Annotated in this window: 19 protein-coding genes; 8 read left to right on the top strand and 11 right to left on the bottom strand. The window is 62.9% G+C overall.

From position 1 onward, the window contains the following. Positions 1–4: 4 nt before the first annotated feature. The 4 genes from yidC (at position 5) to FHS78_RS05515 (ending at position 4,600) form a co-directional block, all read left to right on the top strand. On the top strand, positions 5–1,804 hold the full coding sequence (gene yidC, locus FHS78_RS05530; RefSeq protein WP_167091441.1) for a membrane protein insertase YidC: 1,800 nt from the start codon (positions 5–7) through the stop codon (positions 1,802–1,804). 4 nt (positions 1,805–1,808) lie between these two features. Next, positions 1,809–2,510 (top strand): ribosome biogenesis GTP-binding protein YihA/YsxC, encoded by a 702-nt coding sequence (gene yihA, locus FHS78_RS05525; protein WP_167091438.1) that lies wholly within the window; start codon positions 1,809–1,811, stop codon positions 2,508–2,510. 27 nt (positions 2,511–2,537) lie between these two features. Then, positions 2,538–3,446, top strand: a complete 909-nt coding sequence (gene argB, locus FHS78_RS05520) for an acetylglutamate kinase (protein WP_167091435.1) — start codon at positions 2,538–2,540, stop codon at positions 3,444–3,446. A 164-nt stretch (positions 3,447–3,610) separates the two neighbouring features. After that, entirely contained in the window at positions 3,611–4,600 is a 990-nt protein-coding gene (locus tag FHS78_RS05515; RefSeq protein WP_167091432.1) for a DUF1036 domain-containing protein, read from the top strand. 21 nt (positions 4,601–4,621) lie between these two features. Here the strand turns inward: FHS78_RS05515 and FHS78_RS05510 are convergent, their stop codons facing one another. Continuing rightward, positions 4,622–5,878 (bottom strand): DUF2336 domain-containing protein, encoded by a 1,257-nt coding sequence (locus tag FHS78_RS05510; protein ID WP_167091429.1) that lies wholly within the window; start codon positions 5,876–5,878, stop codon positions 4,622–4,624. A gap of 126 nt (positions 5,879–6,004) precedes the next feature. Between FHS78_RS05510 and FHS78_RS05505 the strand changes: the two genes are divergently transcribed. After that, positions 6,005–6,733, top strand: coding sequence for a pyrimidine 5'-nucleotidase (locus FHS78_RS05505; protein ID WP_167091426.1), 729 nt, complete (start codon positions 6,005–6,007; stop codon positions 6,731–6,733). Here the strand turns inward: FHS78_RS05505 and mutL are convergent, their stop codons facing one another. From mutL to FHS78_RS05455, 10 genes are all read right to left on the bottom strand, one after another. Next, a complete protein-coding gene (gene mutL, locus FHS78_RS05500) occupies positions 6,734–8,590 on the bottom strand; it encodes a DNA mismatch repair endonuclease MutL (protein ID WP_167091423.1) in 1,857 nt (618 codons plus the stop codon). A 7-nt stretch (positions 8,591–8,597) separates the two neighbouring features. Next, the gene (locus FHS78_RS05495; protein ID WP_167091420.1) at positions 8,598–9,932 is read right to left on the bottom strand and encodes a glucose-6-phosphate isomerase; all 1,335 of its coding nucleotides are present in this window, start codon (positions 9,930–9,932) and stop codon (positions 8,598–8,600) included. A 110-nt stretch (positions 9,933–10,042) separates the two neighbouring features. After that, positions 10,043–11,428 carry an insulinase family protein gene (locus FHS78_RS05490; RefSeq protein ID WP_167091417.1) on the bottom strand — a complete coding sequence of 462 codons (1,386 nt, stop codon included), beginning with the start codon at positions 11,426–11,428 and terminating at the stop codon, positions 10,043–10,045. Beyond that, positions 11,425–12,804: a M16 family metallopeptidase gene (locus FHS78_RS05485; protein ID WP_167091413.1), complete on the bottom strand. Its 1,380-nt coding sequence runs from the start codon at positions 12,802–12,804 to the stop codon at positions 11,425–11,427. Before FHS78_RS05485 ends, FHS78_RS05490 begins: the two co-directional genes overlap by 4 nt. A 154-nt stretch (positions 12,805–12,958) precedes the next feature. Then, positions 12,959–13,558 (bottom strand): DUF3035 domain-containing protein, encoded by a 600-nt coding sequence (locus tag FHS78_RS05480; RefSeq protein ID WP_205305209.1) that lies wholly within the window; start codon positions 13,556–13,558, stop codon positions 12,959–12,961. A gap of 136 nt (positions 13,559–13,694) precedes the next feature. After that, positions 13,695–14,255, bottom strand: coding sequence for a signal peptidase II (gene lspA, locus FHS78_RS05475; protein ID WP_167091410.1), 561 nt, complete (start codon positions 14,253–14,255; stop codon positions 13,695–13,697). Between the two features lie 16 nt (positions 14,256–14,271). Further along, positions 14,272–17,226: an isoleucine--tRNA ligase gene (ileS, locus tag FHS78_RS05470; protein ID WP_167091392.1), complete on the bottom strand. Its 2,955-nt coding sequence runs from the start codon at positions 17,224–17,226 to the stop codon at positions 14,272–14,274. 347 nt (positions 17,227–17,573) lie between these two features. Beyond that, a complete protein-coding gene (locus FHS78_RS05465) occupies positions 17,574–18,002 on the bottom strand; it encodes a PaaI family thioesterase (RefSeq protein ID WP_167091389.1) in 429 nt (142 codons plus the stop codon). Between the two features lie 28 nt (positions 18,003–18,030). Continuing rightward, the gene (locus FHS78_RS05460; RefSeq protein ID WP_167091386.1) at positions 18,031–18,903 is read right to left on the bottom strand and encodes an isocitrate lyase/PEP mutase family protein; all 873 of its coding nucleotides are present in this window, start codon (positions 18,901–18,903) and stop codon (positions 18,031–18,033) included. Further along, positions 18,900–19,370 carry a MarR family winged helix-turn-helix transcriptional regulator gene (locus FHS78_RS05455; RefSeq protein ID WP_167091383.1) on the bottom strand — a complete coding sequence of 157 codons (471 nt, stop codon included), beginning with the start codon at positions 19,368–19,370 and terminating at the stop codon, positions 18,900–18,902. Before FHS78_RS05455 ends, FHS78_RS05460 begins: the two co-directional genes overlap by 4 nt. Positions 19,371–19,442: 72 nt before the next feature. Between FHS78_RS05455 and FHS78_RS05450 the strand changes: the two genes are divergently transcribed. From FHS78_RS05450 to FHS78_RS19225, 3 genes are read left to right on the top strand one after another with little or no spacing between them, the layout of a single operon-like run. After that, entirely contained in the window at positions 19,443–20,090 is a 648-nt protein-coding gene (locus FHS78_RS05450; protein ID WP_167091380.1) for a carboxymuconolactone decarboxylase family protein, read from the top strand. A 3-nt stretch (positions 20,091–20,093) separates the two neighbouring features. After that, complete coding sequence (locus tag FHS78_RS05445; RefSeq protein ID WP_205305208.1) at positions 20,094–20,495, top strand: VOC family protein; 402 nt, start codon at positions 20,094–20,096, stop codon at positions 20,493–20,495. Further along, positions 20,417–20,629: a hypothetical protein gene (locus FHS78_RS19225; RefSeq protein WP_205305207.1), complete on the top strand. Its 213-nt coding sequence runs from the start codon at positions 20,417–20,419 to the stop codon at positions 20,627–20,629. The genes FHS78_RS05445 and FHS78_RS19225 overlap by 79 nt, the downstream gene beginning before the upstream one ends. Positions 20,630–20,663: the final 34 nt, after the last annotated feature.

The following is a 20,663-nucleotide window of genomic DNA, read 5'->3' as shown; positions in this document are numbered from 1 at the left end:
CCGTATGGGTGACAACCGCAATTTCATCATCGCGATCGCGCTTTCGGTGCTCGTTTTCGTCGGATGGCAGTACTTCTTCATCAATCCGAAGATGGAAGCCGAAAAGGCCCAGAAGGCCGCCCAGCAGGCTGCGCAGACCCAGCAAAGCGATGCCGGCTCGCAGAGCGACGGACATGCCCGCCCACCCGCGATCGACGGCAGCGCACCGCGCACGCCTGCCACGTCCGGTCTGAGCGCGGAAACCGTTACCGCCCAGGGGCCGCGCATCGATGTCAGCTCCGACAGGCTCGACGGCTCGATTTCGCTGAGCGGCGTGCGCTTCGACGACCTGAAATTGCGCAACTATCACGAGACCATCGCCGACGACAGCCCGGAGGTCCGGCTGTTCTCGCCGGTGGGAACCAAACACCCCTATTTCTCCGAATTCGGCTGGATCGCCCCGCCGAATTCCGGCATCGCCACCCCCGGTGCGAAGACCCTGTGGACGGTCGAGGGCAATGACACGCTGACACCCACCACGCCCGTCGATCTCGTCTGGGACAATGGTCAGGGCCTCGTCTTCCATCGCGAGATCTCGCTCGACGAGAACTACATGTTCACCGTCAAGGACAGCGTGGACAACAAGACGGGCGCGCCCGTGACGCTTTATCCCTACGGCCTCATCTCGCGCAACGGCCAGCCCAGCGGCCACAAGATCTACATTCTGCATGAAGGCCTGATCGGGGCCCTCGACAGCGAAGGCCTTCTGGAAGTCGATTATGGCGACGTGAAGGACGAACCGGCCCAGAGCTACAAGGCGAATGACGGCTGGCTCGGCATCACCGACAAATACTGGGCCGCCGCGCTGATCCCCCAGAAGGGGCGCAGCTTCGATGCGCGTTTCAGCGAGGCGCCGGACCCGGCCAAGGAAATCTACCAGGCCGATTTCCGCTATGACGCCGTCACCATTCCCGCCTCGGCCACGCAGACCATCACCAACAAGCTCTTCGCGGGCGCCAAGGTGGTGAACGTGGTCGACGGCTATCGTGACCAGGGCGTCTACAAGTTCGACCTGATGATCGACTGGGGCTGGTTCTGGTTCCTGACCAAGCCGATGTTCCAGGCGCTGCACTTCTTCGCCAACATCGTGGGCAATTTCGGCGTCGCGATCCTGATCGTGACCGTGCTCGTAAAACTCGCCTTCTTCCCGCTTGCCAACCGTTCCTATGTGGTGATGAGCAAGATGAAGATGCTGCAGCCCAAGATGAAGGAGCTGCAGGAGCGCTACGCCGAAGACAAGATGAAGCAGCAGCAGGAGATCATGGAGCTCTACAAGAAGGAGCAGGTGAACCCGCTGGCCGGCTGCCTGCCCATTCTGATCCAGATCCCGGTCTTCTTCGCGCTCTACAAGGTGCTCTACGTCACCATCGAAATGCGGCATGCGCCCTTCTTCGGCTGGATCCATGACCTGTCCGCGCCCGATCCGACGACGATCTTCAACCTGTTCGGCCTGATCCCCTGGACGCCGCCCTCCATGCTGATGATCGGCGCCTGGCCGCTAATCATGGGCGTGACCATGTTCATGCAGCAGCGCATGAACCCGGCGCCCGCCGACCCGATCCAGCAGCAGATCTTCACCTGGATGCCCGTCATCTTCACCGTGATGCTGGCAGGGTTCCCGGCAGGTCTCGTTATCTACTGGGCATGGAACAACTCCCTGTCCGTGCTGCAGCAGGGCGTGATCATGAAGCGGCAGGGCGTGAAGATCGAAATCTTCAGCAATCTGGGCTTCGACCGCCTGTTCGGCGGCTCCGGCAAGAGCTGATCCCATGACGGCTGAAGGCGGCGAGACGGAGGACGGAACGGACGCGGATGCGCTCGAAGCCGGACGCTGGCTCTTCGCCCAGCCTTGCGAGTTCATGCTCGGCGTCACGACGCTGCGTGCCCTGCCCGATACCGGCTTGCCGGAAATCGCCTTTGCCGGGCGCTCCAACGTCGGCAAGTCGAGCCTCGTCAACGCGCTGACGGGCCGCAAGACGCTGGCACGAACGTCCAATACGCCCGGCCGGACGAAGGAACTGAACTTCTTCTCGCTCGGCCCCGCCACGGGACCCGCCCTGATACTGGTGGACCTGCCCGGCTACGGCTATGCGCGCGAAACCAAGGCGCGCGTCGCGCAATGGACCGCCCTCATCATCGACTATCTGCGCGGCCGACCTGAGCTTCGCCGCGTCTTCGTACTGGTCGACAGCCGGCACGGGCTCAAGGACAGCGACCGCGATGTGATGAGCATGCTCGACGAGGTCGCCGTTTCCTATCAGATCGTGCTGACCAAGATCGACAAGCTGAAAAAGAACGAACTTCAGAGCCGGATCGAGGAGATCGGGACCGAACTCAAGAAACATCCCGCCTCTCACCCGGTCATTCACGCCACATCGAGCGAAAAGGGAACGGGGATCGCCGAACTCAGGGCCGAACTGGCCTCGCTGGCAGATGAAGCCGCGCTGGGATATAAACCGCAATCCGGCTGAGCCGGACGTCGCAAGGGGAAGAGACGCATGACCGACAAGACTCAGGATGGAGGGTCGCCCGACCGCGCGCAGATCCTGTCCGAAGCCCTGCCCTTCATGCAGCGCTACGACAAGCGCACCGTGGTCGTTAAATATGGCGGGCACGCCATGGGCGACGAGAAACTCGGCGCCGAGTTCGCCCGTGACATCGTGCTGCTGAAACAGGCGGGCGTGAACCCCATCGTCGTCCATGGCGGCGGCCCGCAGATCGGCCGCATGCTCGACCGGCTCAACATCAAGAGCGAATTTTCCGGCGGCCTCAGGATCACCGACAAGGCGACGGTGGAAATCGTCGAAATGGTGCTGGCCGGCTCGATCAACAAGCAGATCGTCGCCCAGCTCAACCAGGCAGGCGGGCGCGCCGTGGGCCTGTGCGGCAAGGACGGCAATCTCATTCAGGCGCGGAAGGTGGAGCACAAGATCCACGATCCGGAATCGAACATCGAGAAGATTCTCGATCTCGGATTCGTCGGCGAACCGGAATCCATCAATCCGGAAATTCTCGACGTCATCCAGAAGTCCGACATCATTCCGGTGGTCGCGCCCATCGGTGTGTCGCGGGGCGGCGACACCTACAACATCAATGCCGACACGGCGGCGGGCGCCATCGCCGCGGCGATGAACGCAACGCGCCTGCTGCTGCTGACGGATGTGCGCGGCGTGCTCGACAAGGAAGGCCAACTCGTCGAGACGCTGACCGTCGACGAAGCCAAGAGTATGATGAAGGACGGCACGATTTCGGGCGGCATGATTCCCAAGGTCGAAACCTGCATCGAAAGCGTGGAGGGCGGCGTGGAAGCCGTCGTCATTCTGGACGGGCGCGTGCGCCATGCAGTGCTGCTCGAGCTCCTGACCGAGCATGGCGTGGGAACGCTGATCGAGGCCTCGAACCGCTAACCGCCCGCGCGCCCGTTAACCCAAACCGCAGCCTCGCCTTTTCGCCCGGCGCGAGGCGGTGATAAGGTTCGGGACCAAAAAGGGGCGCAACCACTCAAATGTCGGCATTTCTTCTTCCTTCTTTCCGCCTGAGGGCTTCTTTCCAGTGGGCAGCCTTGATGGGCATGGCGGCTTGTCTTTTCGTCTTCCTGCCGGGGACGGCACAGGCCGATTACCGCCTCTGCAACCAGACAAGCTATGTATTGAAGGCCGCAATCGGGTATGGCGAGGGCGACGAGATCGCCAGCCAGGGCTGGCTCAGAATATGGCCGGGCAATTGCGCCGCCGCCATTCGGGGCGATATCGATCGCGACGTCTATTACGTTTACGCCAAATCGATCGCCGCGCATGAAGGCCCGGTGAAGTTTTTCAGCGGTGGTTCGCGCTTCTGCGTCACGGAAGGCGATTTCAGGATCGAAGGCCGGCGCTCCTGTGCAAGACGCGGATACGATTTCGCCGACTTCATTCGCATCAAGACGATCAAAGGGAAAGACTGGACGACCAGCTTTACCGAACCGTCAAACTACACCGTTCGCAAGGCACGGGTTGCCGGTGCGCAACGCCTGCTCAAGGATAATGGCATCGCGCTTTCGAATATCGACGGCAATGAAGGCAATCGGACGACGCGGGCCATACGCGCCTTCGAAAAACAGGCCGGGCTTTCGGGAAGCGGCGCCATCACGGACGGTCTGCTGGACAAGCTCATCTCGACGGCCGAAGCTCGCCAGGCCCGCGCCGGTCTCGATCTGTGCAACGAGACGGCCTATCTCATCTGGTCGGCGGTCGGCTATGACAGCACCGACGACAAGGAAAAAATCACGCCCATGTCGAGCGGCTGGATTCGCATTGCGCCGGGCGAGTGCCGCAAGGCGATCAAGGGCGCGCTGCGCGACCGCCCCTATTACGTCTATGGCGAAGCCGTCGACGAACGCGGCGTGGCAGTGCGCAAGGATGGCGCCCGGGTGACATGGGCCGGCGCGAAAACATTCTGCACCAAGCCGACGCGTTTCGACATCAAGGGCCGGTCCGATTGCGCGGCGCGGGGCTTCGACAGCCGCGAATTCATCGAGGTCGATCCGGACGGCGATCCGTTGCTGAGATACGAATTCGACTAGAAGCGGGTCCGCTTCGCGCGTTCACGCCTCGATATCGAAATAGTCGAGATGCCATCGCATCTCTTCCTCATCGAGCGGGAAGTCCGTCCCTGCGCGAGGCAGCAGGAGATGCCCCTTTTCCACCAGTGCGATATGGCGCTCCACCTGTAGTGCGGTGCGCATGGAAAGGCCCGCGTGCCAGCAAAGCGCCGTGACCGCGCGACCGCTTTTCGATTTCAGCACCGCATCCACGCGCTCCAGCGGCGCACCGGAGAGAGACGACAGGGCCAGCGCCACCGCGTCACGCTGCTGAAGCGTGGCCGCTTCCATTACCTGTTCGTCTCCGAGCCGTCCTTCTTCATACGCTTTCGCTATCGCGGCAAGCGGACCGACCGGCGCCTCCTCCTTCGCCGGGCCTTCCAGCCGCTCCTGCAGGCGGGCCTTCAGCAGATCGCGCGTCTCGTCGTCGAGGCCATGACGGTTGGCCAGCGTTTCAAGAAGGGAGCGGGAGACGAAACTGGAAATGCGCTTCATCGCCCTCAGGGAAAGGCCCGGGCGCATGGCGAGCGGCTGGTGCCAGCTCTCGATGTCCGCGGCCTGGGCAATGACCTGCTGCAATGTGTCCTCGCGGATCTGCGCATTGTCATTCGCCAGCAACTGGCCGATGGCTGCAATGTCGAGGGTCGCGACCACCGCTTCGGATACGGCTGGGCTCAGGTGCGCCCGCCTCGCCATGGCTTCGATCGCCCCTTCGACACGCGCGGTCGCAATAAGCTCGACCAGATCCTCGTCGGAAAGCAGCGGCGAATACTGGAGGATGGGGGCCGACACCGCAATTTCCGTGTCCCGGGCAAGCCGGAGCGCCAGGCGCCTGGGGATGAGGGGACAGGACTTGATCTCCTCGGCGAGCATGGCGCGCACGCGGGGTACCTCGTCGGCGGCGAGCCTTTCGATCAGACGCAGCACACGTTCGCGCAGGTTCAGCCGTTCGGCATCGTCCATGTCGGGCAGCAGCCGGCCGAGCTTGCGGGCCAGTTCCACGCGCACATCGTCATCGGCATCGGTCTGCAGCAATTCATCGGCATGAATGGGGGTCGACGGGTTGGCCGCCACGCATTGACGTACGTCGCGGTCATCGTCGCAGGCGAGGTAGTAAAGGGTTTCCGGCGGCGCATCCTCGCGGGCGGCGAGCTCGCGCTTCACCTCGCGATTGCGGCTTTCCAGAGCCTCGCGCGCGTCCTGATAGCCCATCTTGCTCGGCAGACGCCGCCGCCGAAAAAGGCTCGCTAAAAGACCCACCTCATTACTCCGATACTGCCAACACGGGCTTCACCCGAAAGCTTGCGGCCCCCGGCTTAACGTCCGATTAATCCGCCGCTTGTCATCGGCGCCGGGGCGAGCCACATATGGGGTATGGAAAACAGCATGCACGAAAACCCCGCCGCCGCGCCGCGCCCGCAAGGTTCGTTTAACCATGTGGAACACTGGGTTTTCGATCTCGACAACACGCTCTATCCACCGGCCTGCGATCTCTTTTCGCAAGTGGACCGGCGGATGTGCGACTTCATCATGAATTATCTCAAGCTGGATGAAGAAGAAGCGCGGCGCGTGCAAAAGCACTATTACGTCGAGCACGGGACGACGCTGTCGGGGCTGATGAGCGTCCATGGCATGACGCCGGGCGACTTCCTCGACTATGTGCATGACATCGACGTCTCCGGCGTACCGGCAAATCTGACGCTGGGCGAGGCGATTGCGCGGCTGCCGGGCCGGAAGGTGATCTTCACCAACGGCTCGCTGGCCCATGCGGAGAACGTTGCGAGACAACTGGGCATCGACCATCATTTCGACGCCATGTTCGACATTGCCACCACGCGCTACGAGCCGAAGCCGCGCCGGGCCGCCTATGACCGCTTCATCGAAGCAAGCGGCGTGGAGCCTGCGCGCGCGGCCATGTTCGAAGACATTGCCCGCAATCTCGTCGTGCCGCATGAGCTCGGCATGACAACAGTCTGGGTGAAGCCGCCGCATCCCGCGCCGGATGCGCCGCGGCACCAGAAACTTTCCGCGGAAGGTGCGGAAGACGGCCATGTCCATCACGTGACCGACGACCTGACGATATTTCTGGAAAGGTTGCTGGCTGAAAAGGCCTGATCAGCGCCGCCCGAAAAGCTTCTCGATATCGGCGAGCTTCAGTTCCACATAGGTGGGACGGCCATGATTGCATTGGCCGGAATGGGGCGTCGCCTCCATTTCACGCAGGAGCGCATTCATTTCCTCGGCTGTCAGGCGGCGGCCGGCGCGGACCGACCCGTGACAGGCAATGGTGCCGCACACATCTTCGAGCTTTTCCTTCAGCGTCAATGCCTCTTCCATCTCGGTGAGGTCGTCGGCCAGATCGCGGACAAGTCCTGCCACGTCGAGCTTGCCGAAAAGCGCCGGCACTTCGCGCACCACGACCGCGCCGCCGCCGAAGCCCTCCAGCACGAAACCGAGTTCGGCAAGCTCTTCCGTCCGGGCGGTCAGGCGTTCGGCCTCCGCCTCTTCCAGCTCCACCACTTCGGGAATGAGCAGCATCTGGCGCGGAATGCCGCGTTCGGCCATCGCCTTTTTCATGCGCTCATAGACGAGCCTTTCATGGGCCGCATGCTGGTCCACGATGACGATGCCGTCCGCCGTTTGCGCAATGACATAGGTTTCGTGAAGCTGTCCGCGGGCAACGCCCAGAGCATAGTCTTGAGGCGGCTCTTGCTGCCCGGTTTCGGGGAAGCCTTGCGGCGCAGGCATTTCCGGCGTTTCGGTAACGCGCGCCGAAGGACCGGAAAGACCGGAAAAACTGCCCTGCCAGTCCGATGCGGGGGCGGGAGCCGGTTCGGCAAAGCCCGACGGGCAGCCCGGATCGGCCGCATAGGCATATGCGGGATGAGCCGGCGCCGGGGCCGCACCCGGCCGCAAAGCGGAGAGCGCATCGCCGGCCACCGTCGTGGACGCACGGTGGCCCGCTTCGTTCAGCGCATATTTGAGTGCGCCGACAATCAGTCCGCGCACAAGCCCCGCATCGCGGAAGCGCACTTCGGTTTTCGCCGGATGCACATTCACATCGAGTTGCGAGGGATCGATCTCGACAAAGAGAGCGACGACCGGATGCCGGTCGCGCGCCAGGAAATCGGCATAGGCGCCGCGCACCGCGCCCACCACCAGCTTGTCACGCACCGGGCGTCCATTGACGAAAAGATACTGGAGCTGCGCATTGCCGCGATTGTATGTCGGCAGACCCGCGAAACCCGTCAGGCGTACATTCTCACGCATCGCATCGATAGGCAGCGCATTGGATGAGAAGTCGCGCCCCATGATCGCCGACAGCCGCGAAAGCCGGCCTCCCTCCCCGGGCAGTTCCGGCTCCACACGCAGCATGTTGCGGCTCTCGCTCGTCAGCGTGAAGCCGATTTCGGGATGCGCCATGGCGAGCCGTTTCACCGTATCGGAAACGGCCATGGTCTCGGCGCGCTCGCTCTTCATGAATTTGAGGCGGGCCGGCGTCGCATAAAAGAGGTCGCGCACCTCGATCCGCGTACCGGGCGGGCCGGCGGCGGGCTCGACGGCGGATTTGCGCCCGCCTTCCACGCTGATGCGATGCGCGGTGTCCGCCCCTTGCGCGCGCGAGACGATGGAGAGCCTTGCCACCGCGCCGATGGAGGGCAGCGCCTCGCCGCGAAAGCCAAGCGTCGCGATGCGCATCAGGTCTTCGCGTCCCGCTTCATCCGTGGCGAGTTTCGAGGTTGCGTGGCGCTCGACCGCCAGCTCCAGTTCTTCCACGCTCATGCCACAGCCATCGTCGGTGATGCGGATAAGGTCGCGTCCTCCACCCTGAATGACGATGTCCACATGGCGCGCGCCTGCGTCGATCGCATTCTCGACAAGCTCCTTCACGGCGCTTGCCGGACGTTCGACCACTTCACCCGCGGCGATGCGGTTGATCGTTCCTTCGCTGAGACGGCGAATGCGCGTCATGCGCGGCTTATCCCTTTCCTTCCGCCAAATAATTCCGGGCGAGAATCTTTCCTTCTTCAACGGCGGGCTGATCGAAGGTGTTAATGCCCATCATGTGCCCGGCGATCATGGTTTCGAGCATGAAATGCATGAGAAGCGCGCCGATGGCCTTTTCGTTCAGTACGGGCACATGAAACCCGCGCACAGGCAGACCGTTATTCGCCAGCGTATCGAAGGTTGCGCGCTGCTCGGCATCGACGAGGTCGCCGACCGTGTGACCGGACAATGCCTCAAAGCCCGTGCCCTTCGCAATCTCCGGCGCAATCGCGGGCCCCGTGCCCTTCGTGTCGGTCGTGAAGACATTGAAAAGCTTGTCCTTCGGGCCGCCCAGCCAAAGCTGCAACTGGCTGTGCTGGTCCACCGGGCCGAGCGCGCGAATCGGTGTCGTGCCTTTCCCCTCCTTGCCGAGGCTCTCCGCCCAGAGCTGCACATGCCATGCAAGAAAGCGCTCCAGCCTGTCGGCATAAGCGAGGAAGACACTCATATTGGCGTGTTTTTCTTCCGAGAAGGCAAGCGAGAGGGCAGCACCCTGCGCCGGCGCAACATCGCCTGCTGCCGCCCCATCCAGGATCGGCTTCATGACGGAAAAGGCGCCTTCGCGGATTGCCTCGACATCGAGCCCGAAAAGATGCGCCGGCGCGAGACCGACATTGGTAAGCACGGCAAAACGGCCGCCCACGCCGGGGTCGTGCTCCAGCGCCGGAAATCCGTGCGCCTCCGCCAGCGCTCTCAGCGCATTGGGCTTGCCGTCCTTTGCCGGTTCGGTCAGCACGGCGAAATGATGCTTCATGTATTTGCCGCCACCGGCCTTTTCGATGGCACTCATGGCCACCAGCATCTGCATGGCAGGCTCGACCGTACCGCCGGATTTGGAGACGACGAGGAAGCGCGTCGTCCGCAGATCGCAATTCGCGAGCAATGCGTCCATCGTGACGGCATCCAGATTGTCCACGAGATGGATGCGCGGGCGTTCCTCCAGAACCGCATGCGCGGGCGTGCCCCAGCCGGTAAGCTGCGCCAGCGCCTGCGCACCGAGCGACGAGCCGCCAATGCCGAACAGGAAAAGATCGCTCGTATCCTTCAGAAGACCGTCGGCCACCTCTTTCAGCGCGGGAATATCGTCGCGGCGTTCCGGCACACGCAGGACAGGCAGGGATCCCGTCTCATAGGCGTCGCGCAGCCAGGCAAGCGCCTTGTCCGCCCCGGCGAGCCTGACATCGAAGGTGGATGCGGAAATGCCGCCGGTCCCGATCGCCGTCTCGAAGCAGGTATCGATGGATTGCTGGTAATGCGGACTGGTCATGCGCTGCTCACACCTGGCTGGATGGATCCGGCGGATGCCGGTCATCGAAGCCTAGCAAGAAGCCCCACGCGCAACCAGCCGCGACGTCTCCGCAGCGGCGGCGTGCCGGATCAGTCGAGGCCGCCGGTGTCGCCGTGCCGGGGCGCCTCTCCGTCGGGTTTCAGATCGCCTTCGGCGGGCACATCCTCGGAAAGGTCGGGCTGGCCGACCACGGCGACAAGCCATTTGCCCGAGCCGAGAATCCGCTTCGCCGCCCGCTGCACGTCCTCGCGCGTCACCGCCTCGACGAGGCCGTTACGCTTTTCAACATAATCGATGCCGAGGTTTTCAAGCTGAATGCCCAGCAGCCGGCTGGCGATGGAACCGTTCGAATCGAATCCCAGCGGATAGGACCCGGTGAGATAGGTCTTGGCATCCTTCAGCTCCTCGGCTGTGACGCCGGATTTCGCCATGCGTTCCAGCTGCTCGCGCACAATCTTGAGCGCAACGCCGACCGTCTTGTTCTTGGTGCCGAACTGGCCGAAGAAAAAGCCCGAGTGATCCAGCGGATAGAGCGAGGTGCCGATCGAATAGACGAGGCCGTGCTTGACGCGCACCTCCTCCACCAGTCGGGAAGAGAAACTGCCGCCCCCCAGCACATAATTCATCACATAGGCGGGGATGAAATCCGGATCCTCGCGCTTGATGCCCGGCGTACCGAACAATACGACCGATTGCGGGAAGGGCTTTTCGACAATGATCGGCTTCTTCCGCGTTGCAATCGTCATGTCGGGAAGCGACGGCAAATCGGCCTTTTCCGGCAGATCGCCAAAAGCCTTGTCGAGCAACGGACCGAGTTCCTCGGGCGTGATCGGACCGACCACGGCGATTTTCAGATTGTCGCGCGCCAACACGCGCTTCGCGAACCCGTTGAGATCCTCCCGAGTGATCGCCTGGACGCTTTCCGGCGTCCCGTTGGAGGGCCGGGCATAGGGATGATCGCCAAAAGCGCTCTCGAACCAGGCGCGGCCCGCCAGCCAGTTCGGGTCTTCCTTCTTCTGCGACAGGCCCGTGAGGATCTGGGCGCGGATGCGTTCCACCGCCTGCTCATCGAAGCGGGGTTTGCTCACCGCCAATGCGAAGAGGCGGAAGGCCTCGTCGCGGCGATCGTCCAGCGTCTTCAGCGTGGTCGAGAAAGTGTCGCGCCCCGCATCGAAGCCGAGCCTCACCGCATTGTCGTCCAGCGTCTTCTGATAGGTCTGCGAGTCCATATCGCCGGCGCCTTCGTCCAGCAGACCGGAGACCATATTGGCAAGCCCCTGCCTGTCCCTGGGGTCGTAGGCCGCGCCGCCGATCCAGGCCGCCTTCATGACGACCACCGGCACCTGATGCTCCTCGACGAGCCATGCCTCGATGCCGCCGGGGCTTACCACCCGCTCGATGTCCAGCGCCCTCGCGGGACCGGCGATACCCAGAACAAGAAAGGAAGCTGCGATGAAGGAAAGGATGCGATTCACGATTTTTCCTCCGGCAGCAATTCGCCCGTCACGTAATGGGTTCCGTCGAACACCTTGCGCGCAGCTTCCATTACATCCCCGGCGGTGACCTGTTTCACATAGGACGGCCAGTCATGGACGATTTCAGGCTTCACGCCGACCATCAGGGCGCTGCCATAGGCATTGGCCAGCCCCTTCTGGTCGTCGCGCGCATAGACGGAGCCGGCCTCGATCAGCGTCTTGGCGCGCTTCAACTCTTCCCCGGTGACGCCGTTCTTCAGCAGATTGCCGATCACGGCATCGACGGATTTTTCGATGTCGGCAAAACTCGCCCGTCCACGCGGAATGGCGTAAAAACCAAACCCGCCGCTATCGCGCCGCCCGCCGGAATACCAGCTCTGCGCCGCCGCCGCGATGCCCTGATCGACCACCAGCGCCTTGTAGAGGCGGCTCGTCGTTCCGTCGCCGAGGATCTGCCCCAGCACGTCAAAGGCCGCGCCCTCTTTCGGCGACAGCGCCACATAGTTCGGTGCGAGATAGGTCCGAAGCCAAACCGGCTCCCCGACACGCTTGTCATGCACGACCTCGCGGACCGATTTCGCCAACGGCTTCACCGGCGGGGCGTCATGCTCGATACGCTCGGCGCGGTTCTTCAGCACGCCGTAATATTTTTCCGCCAGCGGTTTCAGATCCTCGGCATCGATATCGCCCGCCACCACCAGCGTCGCGTTTTTCGGCGTGTAGTAGCGGTCGTAAAAGGCGCGGGCGTCCTCTCTGGTCAGCCCTTCGACATCCTTCTTCACCCCGATCACCTGCCGCACATAGGGATGAGGACCATAAAGCGCCTGGTCCATCTTCTGTCTCAAAGCCGACATGGGATTGTTCTCGATACGCATGCGGTATTCTTCCAGCACCACATCGCGCTCGGGATAGACCACCTCGTCCGTCAGGCGAAGATTGGCCATGCGGTCGGCCTCCAACTCCATGACGAGCGGCAGCCGGTCGCTGGCGATCACTTCGTAATAGGCGGTGTAGTCGTAGCTGGTGAAGGCGTTCTCGCTGCCGCCATTGCGGTCGACGATCCTGGCGAATTCGCCCGGGGCCACGTCCTTCGTTCCCTTGAACATCAGATGTTCGAGAAAATGCGCAAGCCCTGTCTTGCCCTTCGTCTCGTCGGCGGATCCGACATCGTACCAGACCATATGGGTGACGACGGGGGCGCGATGATCCGGGATCACGAGAACGCGCATGCCGTTGGACAGGCTGAAGCTCTGCGGCGCGGTATCGGCGGGCTTTTCCGCCAATGCGGGCGCCGCCGCCAGCGAGACGGCCATGACACAACCGAGCGCCAGCCGGCGGAACGGCATTTTCATCGGAGAGAAAATCGCAAACGTCAAAACAGTCTCCTCACGCGGCCCTTGGGGCCGCGAAGGGACCCATCGCGTCATGCTATCGGCCGCCCCGGACGACGCGCAGTTAAAACCCGTTCATCAAACGGTCGTCCCGCCTTGATGGCCGTGACGGAAAGGCAATCGCCGACTGAAAGGGCGGTCAGAAAATATCTTCCAGAATGCCCTTTTCCTCGGGCTCCACAGTCGGCGTTTCGCCTTCCGTGGCGGGCTTGCCTTCGGCCGTGTTCGCCCGGATGCGCTTGGCCTCTTCCGGTGCGTTCACCATGGGCTCTGCAGGCGGCGTGCTGCCGTCTTTCCAGAAGAGAACATCGTCCACGAAGCTGTCGTCCCGCTCCACGAGCGAGCGGCTTTCGGCATTCACCACCTGACGGATACGGGGGTCGGCCTTGTCGGCGCCCGCATTGGCGAGCAGCGCCTTTTCACCCGGCGACAGCGTTTCGGCGGCGGGGGCGCTTTGTCCATTGCCGCCGATCAGGGCTTCCTGCGCAGTGGCGGAAGGCGACAGGCTGGCCTCCTGCGGGCGCGGCGCACCCGGCTCGGGCGGGCGGAGCGAATAATCCGGCGGGATCACAAGCGGCGCCTTGGTGACGACGGCAAACTCGTCCGGCGCATTCTTGCCCATGCCGAGCGCGTCGGTAAGGCCACCCCCGCCGCAGCCGGCCAGACCCAGCGAAAGCGTGCCGATGGCGATGATGGCCGCCATGCGGCGGGCCGGTTTCCTGTTTGCGGACATGCTCATGAACCCGTTCAACTCCCTGTCCCCAAAGGCCTTTCGGCGTTCGGGACGATCCGTTTCGCGGCCCCCTGGCCGGTCGCCGCGATATTTGAGGCGCATCCTAGCAGATCGTTCCGGTTAGGCCAGAGGCGAAGCCCGTTCAGCCCCGCTCGCCGTCGCCGCGACCCGCTGCCGCCTTTTCTTCCCCGCTTTCCAGCATGGAATCGAGGAAAATCAGGACCACGCCCAGCACGATCCAGATATCGGCGACATTGAAGATGTACCAGTAATAGCCCCAGGCGTGGAAGCTGAAGAAGTCGGCGACCGCGCCATAGACGAATCGATCATAGACGTTGCCCAGCGCCCCGCCGATGACGAGACCGATGGCGAGCGCCATGCGCCAATGCGCCACCCGGGCAAGCCAGAGGCTCAAGCCCCCCACGACCAGCAGCGCAAAGAGGATGAGCAGCACGACCCCGCCCGTTCCTTCCGCCTGAAAGAGGCCGTAGCTCACGCCCTTGTTCCAGGCCATGACGAGGTCGAAAAATCCGGTGACCTCTACGCGGACCTTTTCCGGCATGTCGTACTGGAAAAGCATCCACCATTTGTGGAGGCGATCGCTTGCGAAGGCGAGAATGGCGACGACGAGCCCGGCGAGCGACAGAGGGCCCCACCAGGTCTCACGCTTGAAGAGATCGGAGGCCGCCCATTTCATCGCCATTCCCTCTGCTTGCCGTTCACGCCGCGGATTTCGCGTCCCATTCCCTCACCGCCTCGGCATCGCGGGGCGTCAGGTCAGGATAGTCCGGATCGGAACCAACCTCGGGCAGAATTTTCCACGAGCGCGCGCATTTCCGTCCCTCCGCCAGTTTAGGCACCACGGCAACGCCGGGGACATCTTCCAGCCGGAAACTGTTCGACGGACCGTCGCCCTCGATCAGGCTCGCCTGACTGGTGATGGCGATTTCCGCGAGGTCGAGCCCCTGCATCGCCTCGACGAGTTCGGGCCTCGATACGTAAACCTCCGGCGCGGCTTCGAGGCTCGCGCCGATGCGTTTTTCGCGGCGCTCCACCTCCAGCGCGCCGGTAACGACGCGGCGAAGTTCCCGGACCTTCTTCCATTTTTCCGACAGCGCCTCGTTGCGCCAGTCGGCCGGCACATCCGGAAAGGTGCGCAGATGCACCGAATTATCCTCGCCCGGGAAGCGCGACAGCCACACTTCTTCCACCGTGAAGCAAAGCACCGGCGCAAGCCAGGCCGTCAGGCAGTTGAAGAGTTCGTCGAGCACCGTGCGGCAGGCGCGGCGACGCAGGCTCGACGGCGCATCGCAATAAAGCGTGTCCTTGCGGATGTCGAAATAGAAGGCGGAGAGATCCACGTTCATGAAATTCGACAGCGTATGCGTCACGCGCTTGAAGTCGTAATCCATATAGGCCTGACGCACGAGCTGATCGAGTTCGGCCAGGCGGTGCAGGATCGAGCGCTCAAGCTCCGGCATGTCGGCGACGGCCACGCGCTCGCTCTCCTCGAAGCCGTCGAGATTGCCCAGCATGTAGCGGAAGGTGTTGCGCAGTTTCCGGTAGGCCTCGACATTCGACTTGATGATCGCGTCGCCGATATTGTGGTCGTCCCAGTAGTCCGTACCCGCCACCCAGAGCCGCAGGATGTCGGCGCCGTTCTGCTTGATGATCTTTTCCGGCTCGATGGCGTTACCGAGCGACTTCGACATCTTGGTGCCCTTGTCGGTCAGCGTCATGCCATGGGTGAGCACCTGCTTGTAGGGTGCGCGGCCGCGCGTGGCGCAGCTTTCCAGCAGCGAGGACTGGAACCAGCCGCGATGCTGGTCGGACCCTTCGAGATAGAGGTCGGCGGGCGTCGGCATACCGCGCTCTTCCAGTACGAAGGCGTGGGTGGACCCGCTATCGAACCAGACATCGAGAATGTCGGTCACCTTTTCCCAATCCTCGGCATTGTAGTCATTGCCGAGGAAATCGCCCGCCGGTTTCTCGAACCAGGCATCCGCGCCTTCCTGCGTCACAGCCTCCACGATGCGGGCATTCACCGCCTCGTCGCGCAGGAGCGAGCCGTCGTTCTTGTTCACGAAGAGCGTCAGCGGCACGCCCCAGGCGCGCTGGCGGGACAGCACCCAGTCGGGGCGGCCTTCCACCATGGAATGGATACGGTTGCGCCCGCGCGCGGGCACCCAGCGCACCTTGTCGATTTCCTCGAGCGCCACCTCGCGCAGTTGCTTGCCGCCTGCAGGCTCGATTTTCGCGTCCATGGCGACGAACCATTGCGCCGTGTTGCGGAAGATGAGCGGCGCCTTGGAACGCCAGCTATGCGGGTAGGAATGGGTGAGCTTGCCATGGGCGAGCAGCGCGCCCGCCTTTTCGAGCTCTTCCATCACGCGCTTGTTGGCGTTGCCGTCCTTGCCCTGCCGGTTCAGCACGAAGCATCCGGCAAAGAGCGGCACGTCGTCGTAATAGGTGCCTTCCTCATTCACCGTTTCCGGGATGCCCTTGTAGCCGAAATTCTGCACCCAGAGCATGTAATCGTCCTGACCGTGTCCCGGCGCGGTGTGGACGAAGCCGGTACCGGCCTCTTCCGTCACATGGTCGCCCGCCAGCAGCGGCACATCGAACTCGTAGCCCTGCCCGCGGAAAGGATGCGCGCAGACCATGCCTTTCAGCATGTCGGCATCGACATGATGCTCGCGCTCCCATGATTCCACATTCGCGGCCTTGAAGACCTCCGGCGCCAGCGCATCGGCCAGCACGATCTTCTCGCCGATTTTTGCCGCCGAGCCCTCATTCACCGCATCGATCCGGTAAAGGCCGTAGTCGATTTTGTCGGAATAGGCGATGGCGCGGTTGCCCGGGATGGTCCAGGGCGTGGTCGTCCAGATGACGATTGACGCCCCCCAAAGAGGATCGGCTTCCTTGACCTTCTCCCTAGACCCCACACGGGTATCCGGCACCTCAAATACGATCGGAAACCTCACCCAGATCGTCGGCGAGACATGGTCGGCATATTCAACTTCCGCTTCCGCCAGCGCGGTCTTTTCGACGACCGACCACATGACGGGCTTGGAGCCGCGATAGAGCGCGCCGTTCATCAGGAATTTCTGGAACTCACGCACGATCACCGCTTCGGCGTCATAGGCCATGGTGAGATAGGGGTTCTCCCAGTCGCCCTGCACACCGAGACGCTTGAACTCCTCGCGCTGCACATCCACCCATTTCTGGGCGAACTCGCGGCATTCGCGGCGGAATTCGAGCGGCGGCACCTCGTCCTTGTTCTTGCCCTTCTTGCGGTACTTCTCCTCGATCTTCCACTCGATGGGGAGGCCGTGGCAGTCCCAGCCGGGCACGTAGGCGGCATCCCTGCCCATCATCTGCTGCGAGCGGACGACGATGTCCTTCAGCGTCTTGTTGAGGGCATGGCCGATATGGATGTTGCCGTTGGCGTAGGGCGGGCCGTCATGCAGGGTGAAAGTCTCGCGGCCTTTGGACTCCTCGCGCAGGCGCTTGTAGAGGTCCATCTTCTCCCAGCGCTCGAGCCATTCCGGCTCGCGCTTGGGCAGGCCCGCCTTCATGGGGAAGTCGGTTTTGGGCAGGAAGAGCGTCTCGCGATAATCGCGGCCGGTCTCTTCGTTTTCGGTCGTGGAATCAGATTTCGTTTCGGATGACATGAGGGGTCTCGGAAAGTTCGGGGTTCGCGCGAATGCTCAGGATGGGTCCCGGTCCGTGCCCCGGCCCCTCGTCATGGGGGCGCTCAGCGGCACGCCGGGCGGCTAATTCGCGGCGCTATGCAGGGCTTGCGCCCCTCATTCGCCCCTATGGAAACGAGCTTTGTCATGCGCCGGTTTCTAGCAGCCGAACCCCTAACAGTCCAGTAAGAGCCCCATCTGGCCCCGCGTCATGGCCCGCTCCATGCGGGCCATCCACGTCTTGGCGATACGGGTAGGCCGAAAAGAAAGGCGTGGATGACCCGGACAAGCCGGGTCATGACGACGAAGGTGGTTGTAGGACCGGTCCTTCACGCTGGGATGATCTTCTCCACCGCCCGGGCCTTCAGGCACATCTTGCCCTCGTCATTGGTGAAGACGGCCTCCACATAGGCCTGGTTCTTCGACCTGTTGAGGACATGGCCCTCGCAATGGAGCGTGCCGCTCGTCACGGGGCGGAAGAAATGCATCTGGAGGTCGGCGGTGGTGAAGTTCCTGTCGTCCTCCAGCATGCTCATCAGCGCGAAGGAGCAGGTCTGGTCGGCCAGCGTCGCCAGATAGCCGCCGAAAACAGCCACCGGGTTCATGTAATCCGGGTTGACCGGCCAGTCGAAGCGGATGCGCCCCGGCTCCAGCACCGTCAGCTCGCCCGCATAGAGATTGAGGGCCGTCACATGGGGCGGGGCCTTCTCCGTCTCCCCCGCAGCGATCCGCTTCATGATATTGGCCCAACTCGGCATACCGTCTCCTTCGTCTTATTCGGCCGTCTTATTCGTCAGTGGCGAGCTTGGCGGCCTCGGCCAGCATTTCCGGCAGGCCGATCAACTCGTTATAACGCTGGAAGGTGACCCGCTCTTCGCCCTTGGGTAGCCCTTCCCCTTTGAGAAGCGTTGCATAGACCGATTGCAGCCGCGCCGTCACGGCAAGAAGCGCCGATACGGGATAGATGGCGAGCTTGAAGCCCAGCGCTTCGAGGTCGCGAGCGGGAAGATAGGGCGTCTTGCCGTCCTCCACCATATTGGCGACCAGCGGCACGCCCTTGAAGGTTTCGCAGACCTTCGTCATTTCCGCTTCCGTCTGCGGGGCCTCGATGAAAAGGAGATCGGCGCCTGCTTCCAGAAAGGCCTCGCCGCGCCTCAACGCCTCGTCGAGATCATGCGTCGCGCGGGCGTCGGTGCGTGCCATCACCTTGAAGGCCTTGCTCGACCTTGCGTCCACGCAGGCGCGGATCTTGGCGGCGGCATCCTCCAGCCCGATCACTTCCTTACCTTCCATATGACCGCAGCGCTTGGGGAAGACCTGATCCTCGATCTGGATGCAGGCAGCACCCGCATGCTCATACGCCCTCGTCAGCCGCGCGGCATTGAGCGGCCCGCCATGACCGTTGTCGCCATCGGCGAAAAGCGGTGCGGGCGCGCAAGCCTCCGCCAGCGCGGCCACGCGGGCGACCATCTCGCTGGCGCTCATCAACCCGATATCGGGCAGGCCCAGCGTCGAGCCCGCCACGCCGAACCCCGTCATATAGACGGCATCCGCGCCCGCCTGCATGGCAAGCCGCGCCGACAGCGCGTCATAGGCACCGGGCGCCACGATCAGGCCGGGTCTGGCCAGCAATTCGTCCAGCGTGTTCGTCTCGCTCATATCGCTTCTTTCTTTTTCCGCTCGCCATCCGCGTTCAGCAGCGGCGCTTCTCCCCAATCGGCGTCGAGAATGCCGGCCAGCCTGTCCGCCGTTCCCTCGCCCAGCCTCTCGTCCAGCAGCGCTTCCAGTTCCTCTATCACGTTGAGCGCCTCATGCCGCATGGCGGCACCCGCCGGGTCGAATTCCACGATCTTGCAGCGCTTGTCTTTCGGGTCGGGCTGCAGGCGGACCAGTTTCTTGTCCTCCAGTTCCCTGAGCGCGGTGTTCATGGATTGCCGCGTCACGCCGATCAGGCGCGCCAGTTCCGACGGGCGGCGGATACCCGCATGGACATAGATCATGGTCATGGATTCAAGCCGACGCACACCGCCCCAGCCGCGCTTTTCCAGATTCCGCTGAAGCGCGCCGTCGAACCACATGAAGCGGTTCAGAAGCTGGGCCACCAGAAGGCCGGTCTGGCGAGACATTCAAAATTCTCCCTTGTGAGTATTGTCAGTTTATCTTACGTTTTTCCGAACGATGCAATGGGAGGGAGCCAGATGCCGCGTTTGAGAGAGATCGGAAAGGCCGATGCCGATCCGTTCGCCCAGCAGCTCTACAAGATGCTGTTCGGCGACCGCGATCCGGTGAAGGAGCCGGGCACGGCCACCGGCACGCCCGGCAATTGGTGGACCGTCTTCGCACTGGTGCCCGACGCCTTCAAGCACACGACGGAAGGTTTCCAGTTCTATCGCAGCCCCGACCGCAAGCTCGACCCGAAGCTGCGCGAACTGGGGCAGATCCGGGCCGGGTTCGCGCGCGGCTCGCAATTCGTCTTTTCGCAGCACTGCAAGGCCTGCCGCGATGTGGGCTTCACCGAAGAGCAGATCGACGCCATTCCGCACTGGCCCATCGCCGATTGCTGGGAACCCGTCGAGCGCGCGCTGCTCGCCTATACCGACTGCCTGGTGCTTCAGGGGGGCCGCGTGCCGGAGGCGATTTTCGACGAGATGAAGAAGCACCTCTCCGACGAGGAGATTCTCGAATTCACCTATGTGACCTGCACCTATGAAATGCACGCCACCATGAGCAAGGCGCTCCGGCTCGAATATGACGATGTCGACGAGCGGATCGTCGAGGTCGCCGCGCCGGAGGGAAGCTCGACCGACGTGATGAGCATGGTGGATACGGACAAAGGAGGAGACTGAACGATGGGCTATCATCATCTGGCGCTTGCCGCGCGCGACATGAAGGCCATTCACGACTTCTATGAAGGCGTGATGGGGTTCCAGCTCGTGAAGGTCGAAGTCGGCCCCTCGCCGGAAGGCGGTTGGGCCAAGCATTTCTTCTACCGCATGGAAGACGATTCCAAATTCATCGCCTTCTGGGAAATGCACGACATGCCGGGAACGGAGAATGTCGAGACCAATCTCTCAAAGGCCGCGGGCGTGCCCGACCATATCAATCACATCTCTTTCGACGTGAAGGATATGGACGAGCTGCAGGCCCGCAAGCAGCGCTTGCCGGTCATGACGTGCTCGAGATCGACCATAACTGGTGCTACTCGATCTACACCAAGGACCCGAACGACAATTTCGTCGAGTTCTGCCTGACGACGGGCAGCTTCAACGAAGAAGACCGGAAGAACGCCCTGGCCGCTCTCACGGCGGAGAAGCCGGAATTCTCCAAGCCGCCTGCGGACATCCAGACGCACAGCGCAGCCGCCAAGGAAACGGCCAGCGCCTGATCGCCGGTAAAACCGCCGAATTGCCGAGAGGAGA

Source organism: Parvibaculum indicum, assembly GCF_011762095.1.
Classification (GTDB): Bacteria; Pseudomonadota; Alphaproteobacteria; order Parvibaculales; family Parvibaculaceae; genus Parvibaculum; species Parvibaculum indicum.
The sequence above is the reverse complement of the archived record's forward strand: the minus strand, read 5'-3'. Positions and strand labels throughout refer to the sequence as shown.

Coding starts and splice junctions, on each gene's coding strand:
- yidC (WP_167091441.1), top strand. CDS start 5: ATGGGTGACAACCGCAATTTCATCATCGCGATCGCGCTTTCGGTGCTC.
- yihA (WP_167091438.1), top strand. CDS start 1,809: ATGACGGCTGAAGGCGGCGAGACGGAGGACGGAACGGACGCGGATGCG.
- argB (WP_167091435.1), top strand. CDS start 2,538: ATGACCGACAAGACTCAGGATGGAGGGTCGCCCGACCGCGCGCAGATC.
- FHS78_RS05515 (WP_167091432.1), top strand. CDS start 3,611: ATGGCGGCTTGTCTTTTCGTCTTCCTGCCGGGGACGGCACAGGCCGAT.
- FHS78_RS05505 (WP_167091426.1), top strand. CDS start 6,005: ATGCACGAAAACCCCGCCGCCGCGCCGCGCCCGCAAGGTTCGTTTAAC.
- mutL (WP_167091423.1), bottom strand. CDS start 8,590: ATGACGCGCATTCGCCGTCTCAGCGAAGGAACGATCAACCGCATCGCC.
- FHS78_RS05495 (WP_167091420.1), bottom strand. CDS start 9,932: ATGACCAGTCCGCATTACCAGCAATCCATCGATACCTGCTTCGAGACG.
- FHS78_RS05480 (WP_205305209.1), bottom strand. CDS start 13,558: ATGAGCATGTCCGCAAACAGGAAACCGGCCCGCCGCATGGCGGCCATC.
- lspA (WP_167091410.1), bottom strand. CDS start 14,255: ATGGCGATGAAATGGGCGGCCTCCGATCTCTTCAAGCGTGAGACCTGG.
- ileS (WP_167091392.1), bottom strand. CDS start 17,226: ATGTCATCCGAAACGAAATCTGATTCCACGACCGAAAACGAAGAGACC.
- FHS78_RS05465 (WP_167091389.1), bottom strand. CDS start 18,002: ATGCCGAGTTGGGCCAATATCATGAAGCGGATCGCTGCGGGGGAGACG.
- FHS78_RS05460 (WP_167091386.1), bottom strand. CDS start 18,903: ATGAGCGAGACGAACACGCTGGACGAATTGCTGGCCAGACCCGGCCTG.
- FHS78_RS05455 (WP_167091383.1), bottom strand. CDS start 19,370: ATGTCTCGCCAGACCGGCCTTCTGGTGGCCCAGCTTCTGAACCGCTTC.
- FHS78_RS05450 (WP_167091380.1), top strand. CDS start 19,443: ATGCCGCGTTTGAGAGAGATCGGAAAGGCCGATGCCGATCCGTTCGCC.
- FHS78_RS05445 (WP_205305208.1), top strand. CDS start 20,094: ATGGGCTATCATCATCTGGCGCTTGCCGCGCGCGACATGAAGGCCATT.